11 protein-coding genes are annotated in these 16,678 nt (G+C 68.3%); 4 read left to right on the top strand and 7 right to left on the bottom strand.

What is annotated here, in order from left to right; genetic code table 11:
• Positions 1–30: 30 nt before the first annotated feature.
• Positions 31–669, bottom strand: a complete 639-nt coding sequence (locus tag JMF86_RS16165) for an FMN-binding negative transcriptional regulator (protein WP_011546936.1) — start codon at positions 667–669, stop codon at positions 31–33.
• 123 nt (positions 670–792) lie between these two features.
• Here JMF86_RS16165 and JMF86_RS16160 point away from each other — a divergent pair, with 123 nt between their 5' ends.
• Positions 793–2,301, top strand: a complete 1,509-nt coding sequence (locus JMF86_RS16160) for a PLP-dependent aminotransferase family protein (protein WP_011546935.1) — start codon at positions 793–795, stop codon at positions 2,299–2,301.
• Between the two features lie 124 nt (positions 2,302–2,425).
• Positions 2,426–4,657 (top strand): penicillin-binding protein 1A, encoded by a 2,232-nt coding sequence (locus JMF86_RS16155; RefSeq protein WP_201317073.1) that lies wholly within the window; start codon positions 2,426–2,428, stop codon positions 4,655–4,657.
• 34 nt (positions 4,658–4,691) lie between these two features.
• On the opposite strand, the gene add is transcribed toward JMF86_RS16155, so the two are convergent.
• The gene (gene add / locus JMF86_RS16150) at positions 4,692–5,792 is read right to left on the bottom strand and encodes an adenosine deaminase (protein ID WP_011546933.1); all 1,101 of its coding nucleotides are present in this window, start codon (positions 5,790–5,792) and stop codon (positions 4,692–4,694) included.
• Between the two features lie 45 nt (positions 5,793–5,837).
• Positions 5,838–7,187: an NCS2 family permease gene (locus JMF86_RS16145; RefSeq protein WP_011546932.1), complete on the bottom strand. Its 1,350-nt coding sequence runs from the start codon at positions 7,185–7,187 to the stop codon at positions 5,838–5,840.
• 94 nt (positions 7,188–7,281) lie between these two features.
• On the opposite strand from JMF86_RS16145, the gene JMF86_RS16140 reads away from it, so the two are divergent.
• Positions 7,282–8,190, top strand: a complete 909-nt coding sequence (locus tag JMF86_RS16140) for a LysR family transcriptional regulator (RefSeq protein WP_041489350.1) — start codon at positions 7,282–7,284, stop codon at positions 8,188–8,190.
• A 34-nt stretch (positions 8,191–8,224) separates the two neighbouring features.
• Here JMF86_RS16140 and JMF86_RS16135 read toward each other — a convergent pair whose 3' ends face one another.
• The 4 genes from JMF86_RS16135 to JMF86_RS16120 form a co-directional block, all read right to left on the bottom strand.
• A complete protein-coding gene (locus tag JMF86_RS16135) occupies positions 8,225–9,277 on the bottom strand; it encodes a nucleoside hydrolase (protein WP_011546930.1) in 1,053 nt (350 codons plus the stop codon).
• A 10-nt stretch (positions 9,278–9,287) separates the two neighbouring features.
• On the bottom strand, positions 9,288–10,400 hold the full coding sequence (locus JMF86_RS16130; RefSeq protein ID WP_011546929.1) for a porin: 1,113 nt from the start codon (positions 10,398–10,400) through the stop codon (positions 9,288–9,290).
• A gap of 161 nt (positions 10,401–10,561) precedes the next feature.
• Positions 10,562–11,887 (bottom strand): L,D-transpeptidase, encoded by a 1,326-nt coding sequence (locus tag JMF86_RS16125; RefSeq protein WP_011546928.1) that lies wholly within the window; start codon positions 11,885–11,887, stop codon positions 10,562–10,564.
• 397 nt (positions 11,888–12,284) lie between these two features.
• On the bottom strand, positions 12,285–13,703 hold the full coding sequence (locus JMF86_RS16120) for an MFS transporter (protein ID WP_011546927.1): 1,419 nt from the start codon (positions 13,701–13,703) through the stop codon (positions 12,285–12,287).
• 456 nt (positions 13,704–14,159) lie between these two features.
• Between JMF86_RS16120 and JMF86_RS16115 the strand changes: the two genes are divergently transcribed.
• Positions 14,160–16,622, top strand: coding sequence for a DUF3772 domain-containing protein (locus tag JMF86_RS16115; RefSeq protein ID WP_011546926.1), 2,463 nt, complete (start codon positions 14,160–14,162; stop codon positions 16,620–16,622).
• Positions 16,623–16,678 lie beyond the last annotated feature (56 nt).

Genomic DNA, 16,678 nt, shown 5'->3' with positions numbered 1-16,678 from the left:
TACTGGCCCGCGCCCGCTCGCGTCACGCGCTCATTCGCGCTTCGCGTCGGCCTCCGCCAGCATCGCCTCCCCGATCACGAGCTTCCCGTCCGCGACCAGCGCTTCGCCTGCGCCGCGAATATCGGCCTCGGCCTTGTTCTGCCCGAGCTTGCGCTTGCCGACGAGCCGCGTGATCTCGATCTGCAGCCCGACGATCGCTTGCAGCATCGTGTCGATGTAGTCGGGCGGCGCGTCGCCCATTTTCCACGGCACCGGCTGCGACGCCTCATGCGTACGCGTTAGCCGTGCGACCACGCCGCGCACGAACTTCTCGTCGTCGCGCACCGTGATGCGGCCGTGCGCATGCACGACCCGGTAGTTCCACGTCGGCACCTGCCGATGCGCGACGTGCTTGCTCGGATACCAGTTCGGCGAGATGTATGCGTCGCCGGCGCGGAAGATCACGAGCACCTCGTCGCCGTCCGCGACGTCCTGCCAGACCGGATTCGCCCGCGCGACGTGCGCGTGCAGTTCGCCGAGCCCGCCGTCGTCGGGCATCAGTTCGAACGGAATGTGGTTCGCGTCGAGCCCGTTCTTGCCGCGCGTGATCAGGCTGCCGAACGGATGCTGCACGATCAGTTCGCGCAGCGCGTCGGGGTTGGGTTCGTTGAAATCGGCGGGGACGTACATGTCGGCTCCACGGTCGTGCGGGGTGGGAAATGGCGAGGGTGCTAGCCCGTCATGGTTCGATTGTGATCTCAAACTGGTTTATCCTGTAGAGCCGGTTTGAAACAATTTCAGCAGACCAGAATCATGGCAAGAACGGCCCGGATCGTCGAAATCCCGTCGCTCGGCGTGCTCGACCGCGCGGCCGGCGACCTGAGCCGCCAGCTCGCGCAGGCGCTGCGCGACGCGGTGCGCCGCGGCGACGTCCGGCCCGGCGATACGCTGCCTTCCACGCGGCTGCTGGCAGCATCACTGCACGTGGCGCGCGGCACCGTCGTCGACGCGTACGCGCAGCTCATCGCCGAAGGCTTTCTCGAATCGCGCGGCGGCGCGGGCACGCGGGTCGCGAATGCGCTCGCGGAACCATCGCCCGGCAACACTTCGGAATCGCCCACGCCGCGCGTGGACCCGGCGCGCCACGCCCTGCCCGAACCGGCCGCCGCCTTCGCGCGGCTCGCCCGCGAATTCAGCCCGCTGCCGGCGATGCCGTTCGCGATCTCGGTGCCGCTCGGCCTCACCGCGCCCGACGACATCTGGCGCCGGCTCGGCAACCGCCTGCGCGCCCGCGGCGCCGGCGCGCCGTCCGGCTATGCCGATCCGCAAGGCGCGCTGCCGCTGCGCGAAGCGATCGCCGACTACGTGCGCCGGTCGCGCTCGGTGCGCTGCGATGCCGGCCAGGTCGTGATCACGAGCGGCACGCAGCAGGGGCTGCATCTCGCGAGCCAGGTGCTGCTCGGCGCAAACGACCGCGCATGGGTCGAGAATCCGGCCTATCGCGGCATCACCGCGCTGCTCGAAAGCACCGGGCGGCGCGATGCGATGGTGCGCGTGCCGGTCGACGCCGACGGCCTCGACGTCGACGCCGGCATCCGCGTCGCGCCCGATGCGCGCGCCGCATTCGTCACGCCGTCGCATCAGTACCCGCTCGGCATGCCGCTGAGCATGGCGCGGCGCAATGCGCTGCTGGCATGGGCGCGCACGCACCGCGCATGGATCGTCGAGGACGACTACGACAGCGAGCTACGCTACGAAGGCTACCCATTCCCGTCGCTGCAGGGCCTCGCGCCCGATCGCGTGATCTATCTCGGCACCTTCAGCAAGATCCTGTTTCCGTCGCTGCGGCTCGGCTACGTGATCGCGCCCGACGATCTCGTGCCTGCGTTCTGCGGCGCGCGCGTGCTGATGGACCGCCACGCGCCGACCGCCGACCAGCACGTGCTCGCCGCGTTCATCGCCGAAGGACATCTCGATCGCCACATCCGCCGCGTGCGCGGCGTCTATGCGGAACAGCGCGCGGCGCTGATCGACACGCTCGGCGCGCGGCTGCCGCGCGAGCGCGCATGGGTACAGCCGGGCGACCAGGGGATGCACGTCGTGCTGTGGCTCGCGGCAGGCATCGACGATCTCGACGTGGTCGCGCGCGCCGCCCAGGCCGGTGTCGCGGTGCGTGCGGTGTCGCCGATGTTCGCGCCCGGCACCGCGCGCCCCGGGCTCGTGCTCGGCTTCGGCGGGTTCGGCCGCGCGCAGATGGAAGCGGCCGCGCAGCGGCTCGCGGACGTGGTTTCGTCGGTGGAATCGCGGCCCCGCGCACGGTAAAAGGTTGGCGGCGGGCAACAAACGTAATCGTCTGTAAATCCTGCAAGCAAACGGCCGTTTCCGCGGCCCGCGCGCGGATTCCGTTTGCTAGGATCGCGCGTCTTCCCTCCGCGCTCCTGCCGCCTTGAACCACTTCGTGCCGTTTCTCCGAGACGCGTGGCTCCGTTGCCGCGCCCGTGTCACGCCGCTCGCCGCCGCGTGCCGCACGCGCGTCCGCGCGCTGGGCGCGGGCATGCTCCACCGCCTGCGCCATCCGACCCGGCGCGGCGTCGCGCTGACGCTTGCCGCGATCCCGGTGCTGGGTCTGCTCGTCCTGCTCGCGTTCGTTCCGTTCACGCCGAGCATCGGCGACATCCGCAAGGCGCGCATCGACCGCCCCGCGCGCGTGCTGTCGGCCGACGGCCAGCTGATCGCCGAATTCCGGCCGGTAAACCGCGAATGGGTGCCGCTCAAGCAGATCTCGCCGCACATGATCGATGCGCTGATCGCGACCGAGGACCACCGCTTCTACGCGCATCACGGCATCGACTGGCGCCGCACGCTCGCGGCCGGCCTGCATACGTTCTCGGGCGACCGGCAGGGCGGCTCGACGATCACGCAGCAGCTGGCGCGCAACCTGTATCCCGACGAAGTCGGCCGCGCGCCGACGCTCACGCGCAAGGTGAAGGAGCTGATCACCGCGTTCAAGATCGAAGCGGTGTACAGCAAGGACGAGATTCTCGAAACCTACCTGAACACGGTGCCGTTCCTGTACAACGCGTACGGCGTCGAAATGGCCGCGCGCACCTACTTCGGCAAGTCGGCGGACCAGCTCGACCTCACGGAAAGCGCGACGCTCGTCGGGATGCTGAAGGGCAACAGCTACTACAACCCGGTGCTGAATCCGGAACGCGCGGTCCAGCGGCGCAACGTCGTGCTCGGCCGGATGGCGCAGATGGGCATGCTGTCGCCGCAGCAGTTCGCGAAACTGCAGCGCCAGCCGCTGCGCGTCGACTTCGAACCGCAGACGTCACAGCCCGGTCTCGCGCCGCATTTCGCGGTGCAACTGCGCAAGTGGCTGATCGCGTGGGCCGACCGCAACAACTATGATCTCTACTCCGACGGCCTCGTCGTGCGCACGACGCTCGATGCGCGGCTGCAGGACATGGCCACGCAGGCGCTGACGCGGCAGACCGAACGGCTGCAGGCGATCGCCGACGGCGCATGGCGCGGGCCGTCCGGCTGCGGGCTGCGCAACGACCTGTTCCGCGGCTTCATGCGTCAGACACCGGAGTATCGGCAGGCCCGCGACACCGGGCTCGCCGACGTGGTTGCGCTGAAGCAGCTCGGCGCGAATCGCGAATTCGTGCGGGCGCTGTGCGAGCGCAAGACGCAGGTGCAGGCCGGCTTCGTCGCGATCGATCCGCGCAACGGCGCGATCCGTGCGTGGGTCGGCAGCCCCGATTTCGGCAGCGAGCCGTTCGATCATGTGGTACAGGCACGGCGTCAGCCGGGTTCGACGTTCAAGCCGTTCGTCTATGGCGCCGCGTTCGCGGACGGCATGCGGCCGAGCGACACGTTCGTCGACGGCCCCGTCGCGATCCCGATCGACGGCCGCGCCGTGTGGTGGCCGACCGATGCGGAGCCGCCGACCGGCGCGCCGATGACGCTGCGCGACGGGCTGGCGCTGTCGCGCAACCGCATCACCGCGCAGGTCATGCAGCGGGAAGGCGCGGCGAAGGTCGCGCAGCTTGCCCGCGCGATGGGCGTGCGCGACAGCCCGCTCGACGCGGTGCCGTCGCTCGCGCTCGGCACGAGCCCGGTCACGCTGAAAGAGATGGTGTCCGCGTACGGCACGATCGCGAATCGCGGCGTGTACGTCGCGCCGCAGATGATCACGCGCATCGAGGATCGCGACGGCAAGGTGCTCGCCGCATTCGGCAGCGCGCCGCCGGAACGCGCGCTGTCGGCGCCCGCCGCACTGACGCTCGTCGACGCGATGCGCGACGTCGTCGATTACGGGACCGGCGCGGACATCCGCTCGCGCTACGGGATTCGCATCGACGTCGCGGGCAAGACCGGCACGACGCAGGACAACACCGACGGCTGGTTCATCCTGATGCATCCGCAACTGGTGGCCGGCGCGTGGGTCGGCTTCGACGACGGCAGCGTGACGCTGCGCAGCGACTACTGGGGCGCGGGCGCGCACAGTGCGCTGCCGATCGTCGGGTCGTTCTACGATGCGGCGCTGCGCGCGCGGGCAATCGATCCGCATGTGCAGTTCTCGCCCGATTTCCGGCCACGCAGCGCGCCAGCGCCGAAGCGGCGCGCGCCGCAGCATTCAGGCCTGTTCGACTGGCTGCGCTTCTTCCGATGATCGTGCCGGCGGCGGGCTGAGCCAGGAAACGCGTTCAGCCCGCCGCGAGCGTTGCGGCGAGCGCATCGAACTCCGGCGCCCATGCCGCACGCCACGCGGCTTTCGTCGCGTCGTCGACCCATGCGCCGTCGATCCCGTTCAGCATGAACTGCTTCAGGTCGGCCACGGTGAAGCCGAAATGGCTGAACATCAACTCCCACGCTTCCGACGGGTTCACCTTGTGCAGCGTCGGATCGTCGGTGTTCGGATGGATCTTCAATCCGAGCCCCGGCATCTTGCGCATCGGATGCAGTTCCGCCCATTGCTCCGGCGGCAGCGTGCGCAGGTAGTACGAATTCGTCGGCACGACGGTGAAGACGATCCCGCGCTCCGCATAGCGCGCGCACAGCTCGGGGTTGTCGACGATCGTATAACCGTGATCGACGCGATCGACCTGCAGCAGATCGACGGCCGTCTCGACGTTACGCCACGGCATTCCGAACTCGCCCGCATGCGCGGTCGTGCGGAAGCCGGCCGCGCGCGCGTTGCGGTACGCCTTCCAGAACAGTTCAGGCGGCCGGTCGTTCTCGCGATAGTCGATGCCGAGCCCCGCGACTTCGTCCGCGCGATTCGCCTTCATCCATTCGACGATCGCAACCGCTTCGTCGGGGTCCTGCTCACGGTCGATGCTCGGAATCAGGCGCGCGCCGATCCCGAAATCGCGTGCGGCGTCCCGGATCGCCGTCACGATCGCGGCCTGCGCGTCCGGATACGCGATGCCCGATACGCGCACCGTTCCCGTCGGATTCCAGAAGAATTCAGCATGCCGCACGTTGTGCGCGGCCGCGTCTTCCAGATATTCGTATGCGATCCGCCGCAGGTCGTCGGGTTGCGTCAGCAGATATTTATCCAGCGCGCGCAGCACGTGCAGCACGCCGACCGGTTTCTCGCCGCGCGCGTAGAACCCGTCGATCTCCGCGCGCTCGATCGGCGCGCCGCTGCGTTCGGCGAGCGCGACGAACGTGTCGTGCCGCACCGCGCCGAGCAGGTGGCAATGCAGTTCGACCTTCGGCAGCGCGCGGAAGAAGGCTCGATGCGCGGGCGTGATCTCGATGCCCGTGCGCGCGGCCGGGACATTGCCTGGTGTTCCCTTCATGTCAGTCTCTTTTTCCGTAGTGCGATGCGTCGCGCAAGCCGTCTCTCAGTGCGGCTTCACGACGGTCCAGAAGTAATAGCCGAGCGGAATCGCGAGCACGACGAGCCCCCACGACACGTCGCGCCAGCGGCCGGCCAGCAGCTTGACGAGCACGTAGCACAGCAGCCCGCCCGCGATGCCGGTGCCGAAGCTGTTCGACATCAGCGTGAGCAGCACCATCGACATCACGGGCAGCGCATCGGTGAAGTCGTCGAAATGCGTATGGCGGATCGTCGCGAACATCGACAGTCCGATCAGGATCAGCGCCGGCGCGGTGGCCTCCTTCGGAATCGCGAGCGCGACCGGCACGAACAGCAGCATCGCGGCGAACAGCACGGCCGCGGCCAGCGACGACAGCCCGCTGCGGCCGCCCGCCTCGACGCCGGCCGCCGATTCAATCAGCGCGGTCAGCGCGGGAATGCCGAACACCGGCCCGAGCGTCGCGGCGAGCGAATCGACGAGGAACGGCCGGTTGATGTTCGGCAGGTTGCCCTGTTCGTCGAGCAGGTTCGCCTTCGCGCCGACCGCGAGCGCGGTGCCGAGCGTCGAGAAGAATTCCGCCGCGAAGAACGCGAACAGGTACGGCGCGGCGGCCAGGCTCAACGCGCTGCCGATATCGAGCTTGAACGCGATCGGCGCGATGCTGTGCGGCAGCGACATGAACGACGCAGGCAGGTGCGTGACGCCGAGCGGCACGCCGGCCGCGGCCGCGACGAGGATCGCGATCAGGATCGCGCCGGGCACCTTGCGGGCCTGCAGCACGATCGCGACCGCGAGACCGATCAGCGCGACCAGCGCGCCCGGCCGCGAGAAGTCGCCGAGCGCGAACGCGTTGGTCTTCGCGTTCGCGACGACCATCCCCGCATTGCGCAGCCCGAGCATCGTGACGAACAGCCCGATCGACGCACCGAGCCCGAGCTTGATCTGCACCGGGATCAGCCGCACCACGACGCCGCGCGCGCCGAGGATCGTCAGCAGGAAGAACAGCACGCCCGACACGCACGCGATGCCGAGGCCCGTCTGCCAGCCGACGTGCTCGGTCGTCGCGAGCGTCACGCCGATGATCACCGAGCCGCCGATACCGGGGCCGACGAGGAACGGCAGGTTCGCGTAGAGCCCCATCAGCGTGGTGAACAGCACGAACACGACGATCGTCGCGGTCGTCGCCGCGCCGCGCTCCATGCCGCCCGTCGCGAGCAGCGACGGGATCACGACGAGCAGGTACGCGGCCGCGAGAAACGACGTGACGCCCGCGATCGTCTCGGTGCGCACGCTCGTGCCGCGCGCGGCGAGCGCGAAGCGTCGTTCGAGCCAGTTGGCCGGCGTGCGCGCCGGCATCGTGTCAGTCGCTGACATGGTGGTTCTCCCGTGATTCCGAATATTGTCCTGTGTCGGTTCGTGCAGCGCGGTCTTATACTGCCGCGTACCGCATCCCGACCGCTATTACCCGATGTCCGACCGCTCGTCGCTGCTCCCCGCGCTCACGCTGCGGCAGGTCCAGCACTTCGTCGTCCTTGCGCATGCGCGCAGCTTCACGCAGGCCGCGCTGGCGCTGTCGCTCACGCAGCCCGCGCTCACCGCGTCGATCCGCCAGATCGAATTCCTGCTCGGCGGCCGCCTGTTCGCCCGCAGCGCGCACCGGCTCACGCTCACCACCGCCGGCGAAGCCGTGCTGCCGCTCGCCGAACGCCTGCTCAACCAGGCGCGCGGCACCTTCGACGACATGACGCGGCTCATCGGCGAACGCATCCAGACCGTGCGCATCGCGTTCATCCCGTCGGTCGCGGGCCGCCTGCTGCCCGCGCTCAACGCACTGCGCGGCACCCATCCGACGCTGCGCTTCACGCTCACCGATCTGCCGAACAGCGCGCTCGTCGAAGCGGTGCGCGACGGCGTCGCGGATCTCGGCATCGGCGTGCGCGAACCCGACGGCGACGACGGCACGCTGCGCTACCAGCAGCTGTTCGAGGACGAGATCGTGATCGTCGTGCGGCACGACGATCCGCTCGCCCGCGCGAAGAGCGTCACGTGGGCGAAGCTGGTCGATCGCGAACTCGCGGTATTCGTGCGCGGCAGCGTCAGCGAATCGCTGCATCGCACCGGCGGCGCCGAAAAGCTGCGCCTGAACGTCACGTACCGGATGGAATACACCGAGCCGCTCTACGCGCTCGCGCGCAACGGCCTCGCGACCGCCGTGCTGCCGAGTCTCTACACGATGCATCTGCACGATCCCGAACTCGTCGCGCTGCGCGTCGACAAACCGCGCGTCACGCGTGCGATCTCGCTGATCTCGCTCGCCGCCGACGATCGCGGCCCGCACGTGCGCGCGTGCCGTGAATGGATTGCGAAGCAGATCTGATTACGTTCGCGGTCCGCCGGGTGGCTGCCCATGTTCAGGGCAGCTTCGCAATCCGTTCGACGAGTGCTGCGTAGAACCGGTCCGCATCGACCTCGTTGATCCATGTCGCATTCGCCGCACGGCCGCTGCGCCCGTTCCAGTCGACGACGGTCTCGCCAAGCGTCCACTGCCCGGTCGTCTCGACCACCACGTTCACCTTGCGGCCGCCGAACAGCGTCGGATCGACGAGATAGCCGACGGCCGTCGGGTCGTACATCGGCGCGTCTTCAACGCCGCGCCGCTTCTTGTTGTAGGCGAGCTCGGCCTCCATGATGTCCGCGACGATCGCGCCGCAGCGGTTGCCGAGCGCACGGAACGGCGCGACGCGGGCCGGCGTGATCGGCGCCTTCACCGCGACGTCGCGCGGCAGCACGACGATCGGCACGCCGCTGCCGAATACGACTTCGGCCGCCTGCGGATCGACGTAGACGTTGAACTCGGCGGCCGGCGTGATGTTGCCGCGCTCGAAGAACGCACCGCCCATCAGCACGATCTCGCGCAGCGCGGCGCGAATCTGCGGCGCTTCGACCAGCGCGGTCGCGATGTTCGTCAGCGGGCCGAGCGCGCACAGCGTCACGCTGTTCGGCGCCGCGCGGCTCAGCGTATCGACGAGGTACGACACCGCGTGGCCGGCGGCGAGCGGCGCGCGCGGCGCGTGCAGTTCGACGCCTTCCAGCCCCGTCTTGCCGTGCACGTTCGCGGCCGTCACGAGCTCGCGCACGAGCGGTCGCGGGCAGCCCGCATACACCGGCAGCGCGTTCGTGCGGCCGGCCCAGTCGCGGATGATCCGCGCATTGCGTTCGGTGAGGTCGAGCGGCACATTGCCGGCCACGGCCGTCAGCGCGCGCACGTCGAGCCGGTCCTGCGCGCCGAGCGCGAACAGGATCGCGATGGCGTCGTCCTGCCCCGGATCGGTATCGATGATCACCGTGCGGCGCGCGGCGTCGCCGCCAGCCGCGAATGCGCCCGTTTCGGGCAGCAGCGCGGTGCCGGCCAGCGCGGCGGACAGTTTCAGGAACGTGCGGCGGGATGCGATCGGATGGGTCATGGTCGGGGGCTCAGAACACGTGCCGCACGCCGAGCGTCGCCATCATCTGGCGCGTGCCGGTCGAACGCGCATACGCGAAGATCTGCGCATGATCCGCGTCGCCGGCCGCCTGCTGCGCGATCACAGTCAGCGCGACGTCGGTGCGTTTGGACAGGAAGTAGTCGGCCTGCAGGTTCACCTGATGCCATTTCGGACGCTTGTCGATCACGTCGTACTTGCCGTTCGTGAACGCGTACGCGGCGCCCAGAAAGAGCTGCGGCGTCATCGTGTAGACGACGTTCACGCCCAGGTTCTGCAGGTGCAGGTGCGAATTGTCGAGGTAATCGTAGCGTACGTCGGTGAACATCGCCGCGAACTGCGCGCGGCCGATCGTGTAGAAGCCGCCCGTGCCCGCGATCCGCTGCCGGCTCGCGTACGCGGCCGGCGACATCGCGCTCTTGCTGAAGATCAGCAGCGGCGACGCATAGTCGTTCGCGATCGCGCCGTCCTGGTTCGTCGCGCTGTACGGATGGTTGTACTGCGCATAAACCACGCTCCAGCGCAGCGGGCCACGCTCATAGCCGAGCCCGAAGCTGTACGCGCTGTTGTTCGCGAAACCGGTCGTATTGCTGAAGCCGTACAGCGCGGTGAACTTCAGCCCGTAGTAGACGGGGCTCACGTACTTCACCGAATGCTGCACGCGGATGTCGTTGTAGCCGTTGTCGTTGTCGCCGATGTTCACGCCGTTGCTCGCGATGATCACGGGCCCGATGTAGTCGTGGATCGCGTCGTACTGGCGGCCGAGCGTCAGCGCGCCGTAGGTGCGGTCGGCCAGGCCGACGTACGCCATGCGCCCGAACTCGCGGCCGTTCTGCGCGGCCGTGCCCGTCATCACGTTGAAGCCGTTCTCGAGCTGGAACACCGCGGACAGCCCCTGCCCGAGATCCTCCTTGCCCTTCAGCCCCCAGCGCGGGTTCTGGTTCGTGCCGGACAGCGCCTGCCACGCGTTCTTGCCGCCCTGGTTCGTCGCGAATCCGACACCGGCCGAGATGAGACCGTACAGCGTGATGCTGCTTTGCGCACCGGCATGGGTCGCGAAGGCGCCGAGCATCGCGAGCGGAGCGAGCTTGTAGAGAGTTTTCATGCGGGTCGTGTGGTCGGTGGTGGTCCAGGCGCGGCAGGGTTCCGCGAAACTGGACTCGACTATACGAACCCGGATCGGATAATAAAAGTTTGCTTTCCTTATATCTCAATAAAACGGATTTATTCTCATCTCCACGCCGCCCGCACCCGACGAACCGGCGCTCAGTCCGCCGTGTCGCCGCCCTTCGGCAGCTTCGACCACGCGCCGCGTCCCGGCAGCGGCGACCAGGCCGGGCGGGTCTTGCGGGCACTGTCGATCACGACCAGATAGCGACCCGCAATCGGCGTGATGTCGCGATCGCGACGCAGCACCCATAGCGACTTGCCGGCCTCGACGCGTGCCTGGTAGTCGTCGTCGAGCAGCCCGTGCTGGTCGAGGAACGTGTTCAGCGACGCGGGAATCCGCACGCAGCCCTTCGAGTGCCGAACGCCGAGCAGCGCTTCGAGCCGGTCGGGATCGGTCGCATGCATCTGGAAACGCATCGGTGACACGCCGCCCTTGCCCCAGCCGCGCTCGCCGTCCACCCAGCCGAAATCATAGATGCGCATGTCGCGGTGACCGTAGCCGCGAATGCCGTTCTCGTTCGTCGTGCCTTCCGCGCGGAAATCCATCGTGTCGGGCGAGTGATGGAACACGCCGAGCGGCGTCAGGAAATGGTCGTACTGGCCCGGCAGCCCGGTGCCGACCGGCGATGCGCCGATCATCAGCCACGCATTGGCCGGTGTCGCGCGAAAGTAGATGAACAGCGCCTGCACGTTCGGCGCGCGGTCCACCATCGCGACGTATTCGCCGGCGAGATCGCCGAGATCAGCATCGGCGAGCGCTTTCTGGAGGCGGTCGCCGTACGCGCGCTGCTCGCTCGCGGGCACGTTCAGGCGCCGCGTGACTTCCTGCGTGAAGCGCTTGCGCATGTCGAGCGCGCGCGCCGTCACGTTTTGCGCCTCCTCGGCCGACAACGGCGGATGCCGGCGCGGCGGCGTGGGCGGAGGCGGCTCGGCTTCGCTCGCGGGCGTGCCGGATGCGGCCGATGCAGGTGCGGCAGCTGATGCCGCCGATGCCGCGGACGCCGAGGAAGCGGCCGACGCACCGGATGCCGCGCTCGCGAATTCCGCGTGATTCGCGTGATTCGCGTGTGACGCCCCGGATGTCGGCGCAGCGGCCGATGCACCCGACACCGCATGCGCGGACGAAGCCGGATGCGTGCGAGAGGCCGCCGAAGCAGGCGACGCGACAGACGAGGATTGCACAGCAGACGACGGCGCATCGGACGCGGCAAAGGCAGGCCGTTCGGCGACAACGGAAATCGACACCGCGGCAGCGAGCCCCACGTATGCGGCGATTGCGCGGTTGAGGCAACGCGGCTGCGCAAAGCGCCGCGCCAGGTGGGAAAGAATCATAGGTTCGAAGCCATCGGCCGATCCGGCCGCCGCATGGTGCTGCTGCGAGCGGCGCATCTTCCGCGCAAGCCATCGACACGTCCGGCGCATCGCATGCGCCAGGCGCCGACGCCTCTTCGCGGTGGAGCCGTTCGCTGATGCAACGCGGGCACTCCGATGGCGGCTAATGAGTCGTCAGGCCCCCTATTTTACTCGTCGATACGCGAATCGGCCGCGGCCCGAAGCACGCTTTTACGGGGAATTGCGCTTCGTCACGCTTTGTTTCAACTCGTTTCCGCTTGCGTGTTCGCTGCGTGGCAGGCTGGCGTGTTGCGCGGTTTCGGCACACGTCCGAAGGCACGCAGGTTTCATCCGGCTCGAGCGTGTCGCCCTGTTTATGATCTGCATGACGAAGCATTTTTTGCGATCCGGCGCTCGGAAACCGGGGCCGCGCCCGCATCGCACGCATGCCGCACGAACCATGCGACACGCGTGCACACCGCGCCGACTACTTCGAGATGGTTTCGAGCGCGATGCCCTTCGTGCGCGGCCCCATCCATCCGATTGCAGCCATCACGACCACCATCGCGCCCGCGATGAACGCGAACACGCCGAACGTGCCGAAGCCCCGCAGCACGGCCGCGATCACGAACGACGAGAAGATCGCCGAGAAGCGGCTCCACGAATAGACGAAGCCGACGGCCCGCGCGCGAATCGACGTCGGGAACAACTCGGCCTGGTACGCGTGGAAGCTGTACGACATGATGTTGCTCGCGAGCGTGAGGCCGATGCCGAGCACGATCAGGAACGCCCCCACCGTCGTCTGGCTGAACAGCAGCCCGCAGACGACGATCGCCGCCGCCATCGCGACGATCACCGACTTGCGCTCGAAGCGGTCGGCGATCACGAGGCCGATCAGCGGGCCGATCGGCGCCGCGAGCGCGATCACGCTCGAATACATCAGACTCGACGTGATCGTGATGCCCTGCTTGATCAGCAGCGTCGGCACCCAGTTCGCGAAGCCGTAGAAGCCGACCGTCTGGAACACGTTGAAGATCGTCATCATGATCGTGCGGCTGCGATACGGCGGCACCCACATGTCGCGGAAGCTGCCGCGCGGCGGCACGGGTTCGGCCGGCGCGGGCGGCGGCAACGGTCGCCCGTATTCGGCTTCGACCTTCGCCTCCAGCGCGCGCATGATGCGGTCGGCCTCGTCGACCCGGCCCTGCTGCGCGAGCCAGCGCGGGCTTTCCGGCAGTTCGCGGCGAATCCACCACACGAACAGCGCGCCATGCGCGCCGATCAGCACGACCCAGCGCCAGCCGTCGAGGCCGAGCGGCGCGTGCGGCACCAGCAGGTAGGCGAGGAACGCGACCACCGGCACCGCGACGAACCCCACCGCCTGCTCGCACGCGAACGCGCGGCCGCGGATCTGCTTCGGCACGAGTTCGGAGATATAGGTGCCGATCGTCACCATCTCGACGCCGAGCCCGAGGCCGACGACGAAGCGCCAGAAGTTCAGCCCGGTCGCGGTGTCCTGGAACGCCATCACGACGTTCGCGGCCGTGTACCACAGCAGCGACCACGTGAAGATCGCGCGGCGGCCGAACCGGTCGGCGAGGAAGCCGCACGCGATCGTGCCGATGAAAAGGCCGGAGAACAGCGCGGCGATGAAGCTCGCGACGCCCGTGGTGCCGAACAGGCCGTGCGTCGTCGCGGACAGGATGCCGCTTTTCACGAGGCCCGGCGCGACGTAGCCGCTGTACAGCAGGTCGTAGAGTTCGAAGAAGAAGCCGAGGCTCAGCAGCACGACGAGCTTCCAGACGCTGCGCGTCGGCGGCAGGCGGTCGAGACGGGCCGAGATGGAGCCGGGGTCGATGGAGGGGGATGGGGCTTGTGCCTGCGGAAGGCTGTCCGTTGAGGCCATCTTGGGCGCGTCTCCTGATCGTGTCGTGTTGTGTCGCGTTGTGCGTCGTTCTCCGGCGGACGGCCGAACCGCCGCCGTGCGAATCGCTGCATTGTACCGGCACGCCCGTTCGGCGCATGGGCAAGCCGGCATGACGGCCGCGGCGGGCGCCGAAGCCGTTCGACGCCCCGTTTTCCCCCGGACATTGTGTAAATTGCGTAACCGTATGTCGAATACGGGAAGCGCGTCGGCGCGGCGTTCCCCGGCCGTTGGCCTCCGCTCGGGCCCCGCGCAGACCGGCAAGGACAAGCCTCCCCCGCTGTTTCGCGCAGGCGCGCGCCGCCCGAATCGCGGCGAAGGAGGACACGCAATCGGTACAACCACGCGTTCCGCGCCCCGGTAACATGCTACCGGGCCAACTACCGGCTTCCGGCTGCCTTTCGGCAACCGGCATTGTCGGCAAAACGTAAGCATTCCATGTCCATACAACGACTTTCCACGTACGCCCGCCGGATCGCGCTGATCGCGCTGCTGCAGTTCGCGGCGATCGCGACCGCGTCGGCCTTTCCGGCGGCAGCCTCCGCGCCCGTCGCGAGCGGCGTCGGCGCCGCCGCGCCGGCCATTTCCCTGCCCGACGCCATCGCGCAGCTCAAGCAGATGCAGGCCGAGCTGGACCGCATCAAGCAGCAGACTTCGACCGCGTCCAACAGCAAGGAGCTGGACGCGCTCGACGACTCGGCGCAAGAGCTGAGCACCGATGTCGCGAAACTGCAGAGCGATCTCACACCGCAACGTGCGCAGGTTCAGGCGCAGCTCGACGTGCTCGGGCCGGCGCCGGCCGAGGGCGCCGCGCCGGAAGCGCCGGCCGTCGCGAAGCAGCGCGCCGCGCTGGACGCGCGCAAGACGCAAATCGACGCCGCGCTGAAACAGGCCGCCGACCAGAAGACGAGCCTCACGAACCTGACCGAGCAGTTCGCGAAGCTGCACCGCAGCCTCCTGAAGAACCAGCTCGCGTTCCGTTCGGGCAGCATCTTCAGCGCGCAGTTCTGGTTGCCGCTGTTCCACCTGTCGCCGGACGATCGCCAGCGGCTCGAGGATTTCGACGACGAACTGTTCGACATGCTGCGCTCGTCGTGGGTGCCGGGGCAGCGGGCGATCACCACCGTGCTGCTGATCGCCGCATTCGCCGCCTGGCTCGGCGGCCGCCGGCTCATCGAGCGCGGGCTCGCGTGGATCGCGCTGAACCGCCTGCCGCCCACCCGCTTGCGCCGCAGCGCGCTGGCGCTGTCGACCGCCCTGTCGACCTTCCTCGCGACGGCCATCGCGATCCAGATCCTCTACCTCGCCGTTGCACGCCACTACGAGCTCACGCCGTCGCTGACCGACCTGTGGGACCAGTTCGCGAAGCTCGCCGCGACCTGCGCACTGATCGCCGGGCTCGGCCGCGCCCTGCTCTGCACGAAGCATCCGTCGTGGCGCCTGCCCGCGCTCGCCGATCCCGTCGCGCTCGCGATGAAGCCGTTCCCCAGCATCCTGGCCGGACTGCTGCTGGTATCCGGTACGCTCGAATCGATCAACCGGATCGTCGACACCAGCCTGTCGGTCACGCTGTTCGGTCGCGGCATCGTGTCGCTCGTCGTCGCGCTGACGGTCGGCGCGTCGCTGCTGCGCGCGAATCGTGCACGCAGCGCCCTCGCGGCGGCAGGCGAGGCACCGGAGCAGCGCTCGACGCTCGCCGGGCTGATCCATGCCGGCGTCACGCTCGCGATCGTCGCGTCGTTGATCGCACTCCTGATCGGTTACATCACGGTCGCGCGCTTCATCACGTACGAGCTCGTGTGGTTCGAGATCGTGCTGTGCGCGACCTACATCCTGATCCAGTTGACGCGCGACGCGAGCGAAAGCCTGTTCTCGTCGAGCCTGTCGACGGGCCAGCAGATCAAGCACCTGTTCGCACTCGAGGACCGCCACCTGGACCAGGCGCGCACGGTCCTGTCCGGCTTCGGCACGAGCCTGCTGATGCTGATCGCGGCGATCGCGCTGGTGACCGGCGGTTTCGGCACGACGCCGGGCGATCTGCTCGACAGCGCGGTCGCGATGATCGGCAGCCAGCGGCTGCAGAGCCTGAACATCATGCCCGACCGGATCTTGAACGCCGTGATCGGCTTCGCGATCGGGTTCTACCTGCTGCGCTCGCTGCGCCGCTGGCTCGACGGCGAATTCATGCCCGCGCTCGGCATGGATACGGGCATGCGCGTGTCGCTGATCACGCTGTTCACCAACGTCGGCTACGTGCTGCTCGTGCTGATGACACTCGGGCTGCTCGGCGTCAGGTGGAACAATCTCGCGTGGATCGTCAGTGCGTTGTCGGTGGGTATCGGTTTCGGTCTGCAGGAAATCGTGAAGAACTTCGTGTCGGGGCTGATCCTGCTGACCGAGCGCCCGGTGAAGGTGGGCGACATGGTCAGCATCGCGGGCGTCGAAGGCGACATCCGCCGCATCAACGTGCGCGCGACCGAAATTCAGCTGAGCGACCGCTCGACCGTGATCGTGCCGAACTCGCAATTGATCTCGCAGAACGTGCGCAACGTGACGATGGGCAACAGCACGCAGGGCGTCGCGACGCTGGTGCTGACGTTCCCGCTGAACACCGATCCGGAGCAGGTGCGCGACCTGCTGCTCGATGCGTATCGCGAGCACCCGGCGATTCTCGACAAGCCGGCGCCGTCGGTGACGTTCAGCCAGCTCGCGCCGGACGGGATCACGCTGAGCGTGACGGGTTACGTGTCGAGCCCGCGGATCGCGAGTTCGACGAAGAGCGATCTGCTGTTCGAGATCCTCAAGCAGTTGCGCGCGGCGGGGATCACGCTGTCGAGCCCGCAGATGCTGGTCGTGCAGAACATGCCGGCGAACGATGGTCCTACGCCGCACGAATCGTAAGCGCGCCATCGAGCGGGTACGCTCGCGATCGATCGGCGCGCCGCGCGCCCCGCAGT

Origin of the sequence: Burkholderia sp. E168m15, assembly GCF_016586105.1 — a bacterium.
Lineage (GTDB): Bacteria > Pseudomonadota > Gammaproteobacteria > Burkholderiales > Burkholderiaceae > Burkholderia > Burkholderia orbicola.
This window is presented reverse-complemented; position numbering and strand designations above follow the sequence as displayed.